This is a genomic window from Aquimarina discodermiae, assembly GCF_040786235.1.
Classification (GTDB): Bacteria; Bacteroidota; Bacteroidia; order Flavobacteriales; family Flavobacteriaceae; genus Aquimarina.
Window position 1 is genome coordinate 40960 of record NZ_JBFMKP010000019.1, and the last position, 14144, is coordinate 55103.

The window sequence follows — 14144 nt, forward strand, 5'->3', positions numbered from 1 at the left end:
TGTTGTTTTTTAATACTGAAACAAGTTCAGTGGTGATTGATGATGATTTATTCGTCTTTTAAAGCTTCTATAGGATTTCCATTGGCAGCCATAAAGCTTTGCCAACTTACAGTAAGTATTGTTATTCCTAATGCCAGTATTCCAGCCATGGCAAATATCCACCAACTAAGCTCTGTTTTTAATGCAAAATTGTTGAGCCAAGAATTCATGGCGTACCAAGCTATAGGTATGGCAATCACAAAAGCGATTACTACCCACTTTATAAAGTCTACATTTAACATTTTTAATATTTTGAATATTGAAGCTCCATTTACTTTTCTGATTCCTATTTCTTTTTTTCGTTGTATACAGGTATAAGAGGTTAATCCAAACAATCCTAGCGCCGCTATAAAAATTGCTAATGCAGTAAAAATTCTAAACGCATCTCCAAACTTATTGTCTTCTTCATATTGTGCTTCGAATTTTTGGTCTACAAAACTGTAGTTAAACGTACTTTCTGGAAATACTGATGACCAAGTATTTTTTAACTGAGCGATAATAGGTCTATAATCTGCTGTACTTTTTGCATTTAATTTTACTATCAAAAAATCCTTCGTAGGTGTATATCTCAAAATAATCGGTATAGCCGGGGATTTTAAACCAAAATGATGATATTCTTTAATTACTCCAATAATATTCCATTCACTACCCCAAAACTTTGTTTTCTTACCCACAGCCAGATTTGGATCAGTAATTCCTATTTCCTTTACAAATTTTTCATTGACAACGATATCATTACTATGCTCACTGGCGTTTTTATGAAAAGTTTCTCCTCTTAGAAACTCGATTCCCATTACATCAAAATAACTAGGGTTTACCTCATAACCATACCATACTTTTTGGTTGTCTTGAGTTCCATCTGGATAGGTAATTCCCATAAATGATGATAAACTATGAAAATCATATCCCGGATAACTATCTGCTAATGATACATTCTCTACAGTAGAAAGTTTTTTAACCTCATCCAATAAAACAGTAAAATTCTTTTTAAGAATCGAATCTGTTTTTTCTGTTAGTATTTCTCCATTAATGGCCAATACATTGTTAAGATCAGAGCCGATAGGTTGGTCTTTCATAAAACTAATTTGTTTAGTAATTACGATGGTTCCTATTAACAATACTATGGTTGCCAAAAATTGGGTAATAATCAAGCCTTTTCTTATATGCAGGCCATTGGTAGAAGTTCTTATTTTACCTTTTAGTGCTTTTGAAGGTGCATAATTGCTTAGTAATATTGCAGGATACAACCCAGCAAGTATCATCCCTAAAAGAATACTACCTAGCACCAATAATATATTTGTAATACTACTATATTCAAAGGTGGCTACTTTTCCTGTAAAAGAAGTATAAACAGGAAGTATAATCACGGTAACTATAATAGCCAAAACAAGCGATAGTACATTTAGAATAATCGATTCTAATAGAGATTGCACTATTAATTGTTGCTTTTGAGCACCAACAACTTTTCTAACTCCCACCTCTTTAGCTCTTTCTAACGATTTTGTGGTAGAAAGGTTAATGTAATTTAGTAATGATAACACCAGGATAATAATGGCAATCGCTGTCAAAAACTTTATTCGCATAATACTCCCATTCGCTTCTGATTCATAGGGTTTATTAGAATGCAAGTGTATACTTTCTATAGGTTCTATATTATGACGTTCATCAATATGGCCATCAAAATCACTTTCAATTATCTTTTTGGTAAGCGCATTTATATTCGAATTAGGAGCTACTTTTAAATATGTATAATACATATTTTGATTCCAATTAAGTGTTTTTTCTCTTTTGTCAATAGCTCCCCAACCCATCATGGTACTATATGACAACAAGTAATCGATTTTAAAATGTGAGTTTTGTGGAGTATCCTTCACAACTCCGGTAATTTTTACCAAAATAGGTTCTCGCCAAAAAATCTGGATAGTTTTTCCTATTGGATCTTCGTTACCAAAAAAAATCTTTGCAAGGCCTTCTGTTAGAACGATAGAATTAGGCTCTTTTAATGCTGTGTTTACATCCCCTTTCAAAAGTTTTGTATTAAAAACACTGAAATAACTTGGATCTGCAATACAACTATTACCAACTTCTAAAACTTTTTCATTTGACTTAAGAGTAGTTTTCTCAAGTCTATAAAAGCGTACATACTCTAATACCTCTGGAAATTCTTTTTTAAGTGTAGGGCCTGTCATATTATAGGATTGAGCATCTCCAGGCTTAAAAATATTTCCTCCCTCTAGATAGTCCATGTATACCCTATACACATTTTCTGATCCATCAAACGTATCATAGCTACGCTCAAAATTAACATACATCATGATTAGAATAAAAGAAGCTATCCCAATAGCCAATCCAAAAATGTTGATGAATGAGTATAATTTATTCTTTAAAAGATATCTGATTGCTATTTTAAAATATAAAGTATACATTTTTACGTCTTTCTTATTTTTTTACTTTTTACAATATCTTACCTCGTTAGGGGCTTCAATACAACTAGTTTATTCTGTTCGTAAACTTTTTAATGGATTGATAAATATGGCTCCTATAGATTGATAACTAATGGTTAAAATCGCTACTCCAATTGCTAATAACCCAGACCATACAAACACATCCCAACCAATAGCAATACTGTACTCAAAATCCTCTAGCCATCGATTCATAATATGCCAACCGATCGGTATCGCAATCACGATAGAGATAAGAATTAACTTTAAAAAATCAACGCTTAGCAGTTGGTATATGTTCTTAAATGAAGCACCTAATACCATACGAATACTTATTTCTTTATTGCGCTGCTCGACCATAAAGGCTGATAAGGCAAAAAGACCAAGACACGCAACCAGAATAGCAAATAGTGCAAAACTGTTAAAAATTACTCCCATTTGTTTCACATCTTCATGCATCCTAGCAAATCTTTGATTCAAAAAGCTATATCGAATTGTTTGGTTTGGAGAAAATCTAGTCCATATACTATTAATATCTGCCAAAAGCGTATCGATATCAGCCGTTTCTACTCTTAATGAAATCATTTCGGTCTCCATACCGATTACAAGAGAAAGAGGTTCTATTTTATCTTTAAGGGTTGCAAAATGAAAATCTTCGATCACTCCAATAATGGTATAAGAATACCCATTGTTAATTTTCTTCCCTACCGGATTTTTAATATTTAATTGTCGAACCATTGCTTCATTAATGATAATGGCTTGTGTACTATCAGAAGCTATGTCTCTCGAAAAATCTCTTCCTTCTTTAACTGTTATTCCAAGTGCTTTAATGTATTCATAATCTACTCTCCAAATCTGCCCTCCAGTTCCTTCTTGCTCTATAGTATTATTTTCGATTCTAAAATAATTTCCGTTTCGTTTTGTTCTGGTAACCGGAAGATAAGCACTGGCAGTAGCAGCTTTGATTTCTGAAATGCTTTTGAGTTCGTTTTTGAAAGTTTCTAATTTATTGCCTAAGGTATTTGTTCCTTCTATTGTAATTACATGATCTTTATCATATCCTAGTTTTTTATCTTGAATGTAGTCCATTTGATCTTTAATAATCAAAGTACCTATAATCAATACTACTGAAGTAGTAAATTGAAATACCACCAATGCACTACGCAGTTTTTTGCTTCTACCTCCAATGCTAAGACTTCCTTTTAGAACTTGTGCCGGTTTAAAAGCAGATAAATACATAGAAGGGTATAAACCTGCTACTACACCAATAAACAAAGAAGAAATTAAGATGATAGGGATAAACAAGGTGGTTTCCCAGGGTATCTCCAAACTTTTTGAAGCGATATTGTTAAAATAGGGTAAAAGTAACCATGCCAATAAAATCCCGATGACAAACGAAATACCGCTAAGTAGTATCGATTCTATTAAAAATTGTGTAATTAGGTTTTTTCTATATGCCCCGATGGTTTTGCGTAATCCCACTTCTTTGGCCCTATTTGCAGACTTTGCTGTAGAAAGGTTAATAAAATTAATACATGCCAATATTAATATAAATATCGCAATGGCTCCAAAAAGCCAAACAAATCGAATATCACTATGATGTAATGCATCCACCAAAACGTCATTTTTTAAATGTATATCTTTTACATTCTGTAGTGAAAACTTCATGGTATTTAATGCTTTCATGAATTCTGCGCTACGATTCTTAAACGTGGGGAGATAAATGGTTTCCTTGATTTCTGAAAGCTTTTTCTTTACTTCGCTAAAATCGGTACCTGAGCGAAAAAGTACATAAGTATGATAATTATGGCTGGTCCACGATGTTTGCTCTCCACGAAAGAACTCGACATCTTTTAGTGTCAGTAAAAACTCAAACTGAAAATGAGAATTCGCCGGCAAATCTTCTATTACACCTCCTACTGTATAAGGATCTTTTGTATTATTATTAAAAATCAATGTTTTTCCCAGTGCATTCCCTTCTGGAAAATATTTATCGGCCTTTCGCTTTGTTATTACAATTGATTTTGGAGTGGTAAGTGCATTTTTTATGTCTCCACTATACATTTTAAAATCCAGAATTTCTAACAATTCCTGATCGACAAATGCAAATCCATCATCATATAAATTCTCTGTAGACTCGCTTGATCTAATTTCTTTACCGCCAGTACCATGAAGTTCACTTATCAACAGTCTTCCCGATTTTTCTATTTCGGGTATTTTTGCTTTTAAAGTGGCTGCAAATGGCGCCGGCATATGGATCCCTCCTATTGGTTTACCATCCAGTATTCCTTGTTTTCCTATACGGTATATATCCTCTGCCCGATCATAATGTGCGTCATAACTTAATTCGTCTTTTATGTATAAAGAAATGAGTAAACATGCCATGATCCCGACAGCAAACCCGCCGATTTTGATCATAGTAAACATCTTATCCTTTTCAATGCTTCTCCAGGCGATTTTTAGATGATTTTTAAACATATCTTTATTTTTTTGGCACCAAATTTTGATGCAGTTATTGTTTTATTCTGTTCGTAAACTTTTTACAGGGTTTTGCACTGCTGCTTTAAACGCATAAAAACTAACCGTTAGTAAAGCGACTACCAGAGCAATAACGCCCGATGCTATAAATACCCACCAATTTATCGCTATCCTATAGGCATACACTTCTAACCATTTATTCATAGCATACCAAGAGAATGGAGTTGCTATCACAACAGCTATTAATATAAGTCTAACAAAATCTTTTGATAAGAGTTTCACTATACTTGTAGCTTCTGCTCCCAACACTTTTCTAATTCCTATTTCTTTGGTTCTCTGCACCGCACTATAAGTTGCTAACCCTAACAGTCCTAAGCAAGCAATTAAAATAGACAGGCAAGAAAACAAGGTAAAGAGTGTTTTAAATCGTATATCTGCTACATATTGCTCCTTAAAAGATTGATCTAAAAAGCCATATAAAAATGGTCTATGAGGTACTGTAGAGGACCAAAGTGTATTAATTTGTGAAATAGTCGATTGTAGATTCTGGGATTGTACTTTGAGCGTAAGATATCTGCTACTCCAGGGTTCAAATCTCAATGCCATTGGTTCTACCGTTTGATGTAAGGATCTAAAATTAAAATCCTTTACAACTCCTATTACCTTTCCTTCCTTTCCCCATTGTGTAAAACGTTTTCCTACAACTTCTGAAGGGTTTGCATACCCATATAATTTCAAAGCTGCTTCATTTACAACCATTGCAGCACTTGTATCTGTAGGAAAATCTCGTGAATAAGGCCTCCCTGCCGCCATTTCGATTCCAAAATGAGGAATAAAATCAACGTCAACCTCAAATAGAGAAAGTGTTTGCATACTCAATTCTCCTTCTGGAGTTTCTATTTCTGTACCTGCACCAGGATAATATCCTCCTGGTACACTACGTGATGCTGATACAGAACTTACCGAGGGATGTGTTAACAATGTATTCTTTATTGCATCTAATTTGCTGAGCACTTGTTCATCATAATTAAAATCAATAACCAACATCTGTTCTTGGTCAAAACCTAAGTTTTTATTAGTCAAATAATCTAATTGATAGTATACAATTGCAGTACTTGCAATCAATGCTATAGAAAGACTAAACTGAAATATTACCAAACCTCTCCTAAGATTTGCACCTTTTGGAGAAGTTCTAAAAACACCTTTAAGTACACTAATGGGTCTAAAACCTGATAGAATCATTGCAGGATAACTACCAGCTAATACTCCTGTTATAATCACAGTAATTATGTATAACACCATTGTAGTTCCTTTAAAAACATCGGTATAACCAAAGTTCTTTCCTGTAATTTCACTCATCCAGGGAAGGCATACTAATACAATACCTATAGCAAATATTGAAGCGAAAACAACCAGAAATAATGACTCTCCCAAAAACTGATATATCAACCCTCTTTTCTCTGCTCCAATTACTTTTCGTATACCCACTTCTTTCGCTCTTTCCATAGAACGAGCCGTAGCAAGATTCATAAAATTGATACAAGCAATAATTAAAATAAAGAAACCTATAATTGCGAAAATGTAAATATTAGAAAGATTACCGGTTACCCCTGGTTGTCGTCCAACATTAGAATTTAGATACGCATCTTTTATAGATTCAAAAGAAATAGTATAATAGTCACCTTCATCTAATTCTGCATTCTTCTTTATAAAACCAGGCATTTTTGCTTGAAAATCATTGACATTAAAATTTTGAGAAGCTAAAAAATAGGTGTAAAAATCTACATACCCCCACCATTCAAAAATCTGAGGTCTGCTTTGGCGAAAAGACTCCATAGACATTAAAACGTCGAAATTAAAATGAGAATTAGAAGGTATATCTTTCATAACTCCAGTAACCGTATACGTTCCTTCACTTGCCCTACCTCCAGTTCTGCCACCTTCTATGGTTTTTCCAATGGGGTTTTCGTTACCAAAATATTTTTTAGCCATTCGTTCTGTTAGGACTATAGAATAAGGAGCTTCTAAGGCTGTTTTAGGGTTCCCCGATATTAGCGGCCAGCTAAAAACATCAAATACGGCAGCATCTACAAAAAAACAGTTGTTTTCCTGAAAAACGCGATCCTTATATGTAAGCAAAATATCTGCCCTACCCGAAAATTGTACCGTTTCTACAACTTCAGAAAAATCGGATTTTAATGCAGATCCTACTGGTCCATTTCCCCATATTTGACTTGCATTTCCATCTGGTTTAAAATGATGTACAACTCTATATATTCTATCCTTGTTTTCATGATAATTATCATAAGAAAGCTCGTTTTGTATGTACATCATAATCATTAAAAAACAAGCCATTCCAATGGTTAGCCCACCAATATTAATAGCAGAGTATCCTTTCTTTTTTACAAGGTTTCTCCATGCTATTTTGATATAATTTCTAAACATAAATCTTTATTTTTTGATGGTTAAAAACACCTTTTTTACTATTGCGTTTTTTTACTATTCGGTTCTTAAACTTTTAATAGGATTTGCTAATGAGGCTCTGATTGCCTGATAACTTATGGTCACCAAAGTGATCACAATAAGCCCACCAATAGCCATTGCAAAAATCCACCAATCGATCGCAATCCTGTATTTATAATTTTCTAACCAATTATTCATAAAATACCACGCCAAAGGAGACCCTATCACCGCCGCTACCATAATAAGCTTGAAGAAATCCCTAGTTACCAGTAGTAATATATCGCTAACATTTCCTCCCAACACTTTGCGTATTCCAATCTCTCTGGTTTTCTGAGCCAGAAAAAAGGAAAGTAATCCATATAATCCCAAACAACTTATAAAAATGGCCAAGGCCGAAAACAGCTTTGCCATTTTTAAAAAACGTTGCTCTTCTTCATACTGCTGTGCTACAAAAAAATCGAGAAAATCAAATTCATAAATATATTTTGGAAACACTTCTTTCCATAAACCTTCAATTCCTTCTAGCGTGATGTGCGCATTTTTGGATTGAATCTTAATCGCTAATTGATAATAGGCTTCAGTATAAGGAGCGATGAATATTGGTGTCATATCCTGATGAAAATTCTTATCATGAAAATTAGCAACTACACCCACAATTGTTGCTTTTATACGAGCCCCATTTGCAATCAGCTGTTTTCCTAATAACTCTTCAGAATTAGTCAATCCTAATTTTTGAGCCAACTTTTCATTAACCACTATCTCTGATATAGAGTCTGTCTGTTTAAAATTGCGCCCAGCTACCAGATTTAAATCAAAGGTTTCTATATAATCTTTATCTCCTAACTTTGCAGAGATAGAAAACTCTTCGTCCTCTGGTCTGGTATCATATCTCATACTGGTACTCCAATTATTACTCGATGCGCCAGGGCTAGAAATACACGCTGTAATTTTTTGTACGCCCGATAGATTATTAATACGTTCCTTTAATCCTTCTAGGTTTATCATATCAATTTCTTCTGGAATCTCGACCATTACAATAGATTCTGTATCAAATCCCAAATCAGAATTCACGGCAAAATCAATTTGTTTACTCACTACAACCGTTGCTATAATAAGCACTATTGAAATCGCAAATTGGGAGATTACCAAAACCTTTCTGGTAAATTTGCCTCCAGTATCTTTTTGAGTTAACTTTCCTTTTAAAGCCAGTATTGGTGCTATTCTCGCTAACAAAATCCCTGGATAGCTACCCGCAAAAAATGAAATACCAATTAAGAGTATCACTATAAAAGTTACTAGTTTTACATTTAGAGCAGAGGTTATAGAAAGCTGTAAATCAAACACCTCATTAAATGATGGTAATGCTACAATTGCAATGGTTACACCTAATATCATTGCAAAAAAACTGATGATGCTTGTTTCTGAAATAAACTGCCAAAAAAGATGCTGTTTAAAACTACCTAGTACTTTTCGAATTCCGATTTCTTTAGAACGGGTAAATGCTTGCGCTGTAGAAATATTAATAAAATTAATACAGGCTATCGCAATTAAAAAGAAACCTATCAAGCCAAAAATCCAAAGTAAACTTGCATCGATTCCTCCATATTTTTCGTTTAGATGGATATCGGCTAATGGTTGTAATTTATAACGATGTACATTTTTACTTCTTGGGCGATGTTTGTTTACCAATTCTATTAATGTACGTTCGATCTCTGAAACATTCTGATTAGGATTAAGCAAAGTAAAACACATTAAGCTACTATCGATACCTCCCCAGGATTCATTATAGACAAAGTCACTAAAACTTTTTAACGTCTCGAAAGAAGGGAATACATCTCCCTGAACTACTGTAGTTGTTGGCAAGTCTTTTAATACACCTATTATCTCTATAGTTTCTGTATTATCCAAAACAAACATTTCGCCCAAAGCACTCGTATCACCAAACATTTTTACAGCAAAACTTTTGGTTATATATGCCGTGTTAGGTTCTTCGAGGTTTCTATTGTCAAGTTTTTCTATTAATGGAAAATTTAGTATTTCGAAAAATGCTGGTTCTACAAAAGCAATGTATTCTCTAAATCTTTTTGTTAGATTTTCTTCGGTACCGTTAACTTGCCAGTTATCTCTGCTATAAATTCTAGCAACTTTTTCTGCAAAATCATAATCATTTCTAAAGCTCTTTGGAAAACCTGGCGGTATACTAGGATCATAGCCAATTTCGTCGCGATGTTCCTCGGTTACTACTCGATAGATTCGATCAGAATTAGTATGAAATGTATCAAACTGCGAATGATGATCTATAAACAAGAATATTAATATCGCACATCCAAAACCAAGTGCTAGCCCTAAAACATTGATCGACGCAAACACTTTTCGCTTACAAAGGTTTCTCCAGGCTATTTTTAAATGATTTTTAAACATAACTATTCATTTTTTGATGATGATCTATTCTGTTCGTAAGCTTTTTACTGGATTGGCCGTTGCTGCTTTAAGCGCTTGCACACCTACTGTTAACAGGGTAATGATTATTGTGATTCCACCAGCTACAAGAAACACCCACCAATTAATTGAAACCCTATAGGCAAATCCCTCCAACCAATTTTCTAAATAATAATATGTTATAGGAGATGCAATGATCAATGCAATGCCGATTAACTTTACAAAATCCTTTGCCAGCATATTAACAACAGTAGTTACACTAGCTCCTAATACTTTTCTAATTCCTATCTCTTTTTTCTTTTGCTCGGCCATAAACGAGATTAATCCAAATAGTCCCAAACAACTTATTAAAATTGCTAACCCCGTAAAAACCATCGATATTTGGCTTAATCGTTTTTCTTCTTCAAACAATTTTCTTACCTCGTTGTCTACAAAAGTGTATTTAAAAGGAACTGTGGGATTGACAGATTTCCAGGTTTTTTCCAAACTGGTTAGCAAGGTTTTAAAATCCTTGGTATCTGTTTTAACAATCACCCAATCTGGTGTATTTTCATGAAAAAGCATCATGGGCGTAATCGCCTCTTTTAAAGACTTAAAGTGATAATCAGCTACTACTCCTACAATTTCATACTCTGTAGTTTCTCCTTCATAGGTTTGCAATAACCTGGAAGCTAACGCATTATCCAAATCAATATTGAAAGCATCTAGAGTAGCCTTATTTACTACGATCTGCGTACTATCATTTGCTCGTAAATCTCGTCCCTTAAGTAATTTGGTTTCTACCGTATTAAAATAATTGTCACTAACCCCATTATACTGTACCAAGGTAAGTTTTGAAGGATCTCCTCCTGGTAAATACATCGCTATGTCTCCTAATACATGCTCTGACGGGTAATGATTACTACCTGAAACTTCTTTAATTCCGGTTATGGATTCGATTTGAGGTCGCAATGCTTCAAAATTCCTTCTAGCATCATTGGTTCCCATATGGATAGCGATCACATTTTCTTTGGTATACCCAAGGTTTTTGTTTTGCGAATATGCTATTTGTTGATTCACAATCATTACTGTTGTAATTAAACCAATGGTAACTACAAATTGAAAAATCACTAACGCTCTACGAAAATTTCCACTACCAGAGGAAACATTCATAGCACCTTTAAGTACTTTTACAGGTTTTACAGAAGATAAAATTAATGCAGGATAGACCCCTGCAAATAAACCACTCACAACACTTAATGCAAGCATCGGTAAGACAATCTTGGTATCAAACAATTCTAAATAATGAACATTTCCATTAGTAAGTAAATTCACAAAAGGCAGTACCAAAACTGTTATAGGAAAACTAATCAATAATGCCAAAAATGATAGTAATACAGATTCTCCTAAAAACTGGCGAATCAATACTCCTTTATTTGCACCTACTGTTTTACGCACTCCTATTTCTTTGGCTCGTTTATTAGCTCTAGCGGTGCTTAAATTGATAAAATTAACGCATGCCGTTAACTGGATAAATAATGCCAGGATTAATAATAAATATAGGTATTGAATATTGGAAACGGTGTCAATTTGATTACCTATCCCTTTAGAATACAAGTGGATATCTTTAACTTTTTGTAGAAACAATTCTTTAGAAAACCCCGCTTCATCCAAGTTTTTTGCCCCTCTGGTTTGTATAAATGAAGATAACTTTCCTTCCAATTCTTTACTATTAGATCCAGATAACAGCTTGACATAACTATGTACAAAATTCTGGGTAGCAAAGTTCTGTTCGTTTCTTACAAACTCTCCCAAACCAGGCGAATTCATAGTCAGTACATAATTAGGATTCAAATGTGATTTTACAGAATTTTCATCAAAAACCCCTGTAACTTTTAAGATCATCTGGTCCTCGCCACCTCCCAAAACCAGGTTTTTGTTGAGTGCACTTTCTGCTCCGAATAATTTATGGGCTAATTTAGAAGAGAGTACGATGGTATTGGGTTGCTTTAAAGCACCGATACCATTTCCTTCCTTAAATGAGTAATTAAATAACTCGAAAAAAGTAGCATCTGCAACATACCCTCGAGATTCGTAATAACGATCGTTTTTTCCTTGTACGCCTAACACTCCTTCATTACCCTCTCCAAAATATACTACTCTACATGCTTCTATTACTTCTGGAAAATCTTCTTTTAGAGCAAAAGCAATAGGTGGTGAACTGGTAGCTGCATTAAGACTGGCCCCTGTATCAATATTGCTTTTGATAACAGTTCTTATTCTATAAAGCGACTCTGCATCGTTATGATGAACATCATATCCAAATTGTGCTAATACGTATACAAGAATACTTAAACAGCAAACCGTACCTGCTGTTAGACCAAGTAGATTAATCCCAGTCTGAAGTTTATTCTTGAGTAAACTTCTTAATGCTATTTTTATATAATTTTTAAACATAACTGTTCTTTTCTTGATTTAGAAAAATTGATTGATTGAATGAACCTCGTACCATTTCCAAATTGAATTCACCCAATAAAACTGTATCTTTTCATCTTAGACAAAAATGTCTTGTTTTCTTATGAGCAAATTCAAGATGGGATTGGTATTAATCTATTTTTTGAATGGTGGCTTCTCCTATAATGATTCCTTTCTGTACAGAAGGGTTTCCATTATATACTACAGTGGCTTCTCCAAATGCGCTTACTTTAAGCTTCTCTGATACATGTACTCTAAAATTCGCTTCGCCATAGGCAGTGATCTTGGTATTTTGATTAGTCATACCCATTGTATTGATCTCTCCTTCACCATACACTGTATATTTTTGACGCTCTACTTTTCCTTTTAGGATTTCTAAATTCCCTTCACCATACATTGTTACAAACAAAGAATTTACGGTAATGGAATTCATGGTAACCTTTGGTTCTCCATACACTTTTAATTTAAAATCCTCTTGTTGTATTGGGCTTTCACATGTGATAATTTCTTCACCTCTTATAGAAAGCTCCTTAAGTTGTGTATATGTAACCGTTGCTGTCATCATGGTTCCTTTATAAATTGGTTTCTTTTGTTTCCAACCATTTTCATGATATCCTTTTTTAGTTTTGGTAACCATTTTAGCACCATCAAGGTATATATGGAGTGTTTTCCCTGACACTTCGATGTTAATTTTTTCTTCAGGTAAACGAGCACTATCTATAGAAATCGCTTCCTTATTTCCTTCTTTAAAAGTTACTTCGATATGAGGGCTTACAATTACTTTATCAAAATGTGATAACGCAGTGGTATTTGATTGTCCATAGACAAAATTCATAAAGAATAATAAAATTGCTAGTGCCAGATGGTATACATATTTGAACATGATGTTAATTTTTTAAGTGATTTTAGTGTTTACGCATTTACACCAAAAGGTTTATTTTGACTTTCGGTTACAATTTGGCCATCAAACAGATTTATCACTCTATGCGCATAATGTGAATCTCTGTCTGAGTGGGTTACCATAATGATGGTCGTTCCTTCCTGATTAAGTTCTGTAAGCAGGTTCATTACTTCTATTCCGTTCTTAGAATCTAGGTTTCCTGTAGGCTCATCGGCCAAAATAAGTTTCGGATTAGTAACCACTGCCCTTGCAATAGCCACTCGTTGTTGTTGTCCTCCTGATAATTGCTGCGGAAAATGCTTTTCTCTATGTGCAATTTTCATACGCTCGAGTACTTGTTTTACTTTATACTCGCGCTCACTTTTTTTCATATTAAGATAGATAAGTGGTAACTCTACATTTTCAAAAACTGTTAACTCATCAATAAGGTTAAAGCTTTGAAATACGAATCCCAGGTTTCCTTTTCGCACTTTGGTTCGTTGGTTTTCTTTTAACCCACCAACTTCTTGATTAGCAAAATGGTAAGATCCTTCATTAGGATTATCTAACATCCCAATGATGTTTAACAAAGTTGATTTACCACATCCCGATGGTCCCATTATGGCCACAAACTCTCCTTCTTCAACTTTTAAATTAACATTATTTAATGCTAGTGTTTCTACCTCTTCGGTTCTAAAACTCTTTTTTAAGTTCTTGATCTGTATCATTTTTTGATTGTTTATTTTCTATACTATTCTCTCTTCCTTAAAACTATCTTTATAAATTTTATTTTGCAGCTTTTTAAGCATACAAATAGTACGTTTGTTTTTTTTATACTGAGTTCAATATAGTACCAAATAAACCTGTTGTATTTCCTCTCCCTCTGGGAGAGGATTAAGGTGAGGGTAATTACTAAAGAAAACCCTCATCCTAACCTTCTCCCAGAGGGA

General features: G+C 34.0%; 7 protein-coding genes. All 7 read right to left on the reverse strand.

The annotated features are described in order from the left end of the window. Positions 1-47: 47 nt before the first annotated feature. The 7 genes from ABW636_RS13510 to ABW636_RS13540 all read right to left on the reverse strand — a co-directional run bounded on the left by ABW636_RS13510 (position 48) and on the right by ABW636_RS13540 (position 13922). Entirely contained in the window at positions 48-2465 is a 2418-nt protein-coding gene (locus ABW636_RS13510) for an ABC transporter permease (protein ID WP_367590567.1), read from the reverse strand. Between the two features lie 69 nt (positions 2466-2534). Beyond that, the gene (locus ABW636_RS13515) at positions 2535-4958 is read right to left on the reverse strand and encodes an ABC transporter permease (protein ID WP_367590568.1); all 2424 of its coding nucleotides are present in this window, start codon (positions 4956-4958) and stop codon (positions 2535-2537) included. A 42-nt stretch (positions 4959-5000) separates the two neighbouring features. After that, positions 5001-7403 carry an ABC transporter permease gene (locus ABW636_RS13520; RefSeq protein ID WP_367590569.1) on the reverse strand — a complete coding sequence of 801 codons (2403 nt, stop codon included), beginning with the start codon at positions 7401-7403 and terminating at the stop codon, positions 5001-5003. A 54-nt stretch (positions 7404-7457) separates the two neighbouring features. Beyond that, positions 7458-9842, reverse strand: coding sequence for an ABC transporter permease (locus tag ABW636_RS13525; protein WP_367590570.1), 2385 nt, complete (start codon positions 9840-9842; stop codon positions 7458-7460). 24 nt (positions 9843-9866) lie between these two features. Further along, complete coding sequence (locus ABW636_RS13530) at positions 9867-12296, reverse strand: ABC transporter permease (protein ID WP_367590571.1); 2430 nt, start codon at positions 12294-12296, stop codon at positions 9867-9869. Between the two features lie 148 nt (positions 12297-12444). Continuing rightward, the gene (locus ABW636_RS13535; RefSeq protein WP_367590572.1) at positions 12445-13197 is read right to left on the reverse strand and encodes a head GIN domain-containing protein; all 753 of its coding nucleotides are present in this window, start codon (positions 13195-13197) and stop codon (positions 12445-12447) included. 29 nt (positions 13198-13226) lie between these two features. Continuing rightward, on the reverse strand, positions 13227-13922 hold the full coding sequence (locus ABW636_RS13540) for an ABC transporter ATP-binding protein (RefSeq protein WP_367590573.1): 696 nt from the start codon (positions 13920-13922) through the stop codon (positions 13227-13229). Positions 13923-14144 lie beyond the last annotated feature (222 nt).

Excerpts from the sequence above, each read along its gene's own strand:
- ABW636_RS13520 (WP_367590569.1), bottom strand. The coding sequence starts at position 7,403 with ATGTTTAGAAATTATATCAAAATAGCATGGAGAAACCTTGTAAAAAAG.
- ABW636_RS13530 (WP_367590571.1), bottom strand. The coding sequence starts at position 12,296 with ATGTTTAAAAATTATATAAAAATAGCATTAAGAAGTTTACTCAAGAAT.
- ABW636_RS13525 (WP_367590570.1), bottom strand. The coding sequence starts at position 9,842 with ATGTTTAAAAATCATTTAAAAATAGCCTGGAGAAACCTTTGTAAGCGA.
- ABW636_RS13535 (WP_367590572.1), bottom strand. The coding sequence starts at position 13,197 with ATGTTCAAATATGTATACCATCTGGCACTAGCAATTTTATTATTCTTT.
- ABW636_RS13510 (WP_367590567.1), bottom strand. The coding sequence starts at position 2,465 with ATGTATACTTTATATTTTAAAATAGCAATCAGATATCTTTTAAAGAAT.
- ABW636_RS13540 (WP_367590573.1), bottom strand. The coding sequence starts at position 13,922 with ATGATACAGATCAAGAACTTAAAAAAGAGTTTTAGAACCGAAGAGGTA.
- ABW636_RS13515 (WP_367590568.1), bottom strand. The coding sequence starts at position 4,958 with ATGTTTAAAAATCATCTAAAAATCGCCTGGAGAAGCATTGAAAAGGAT.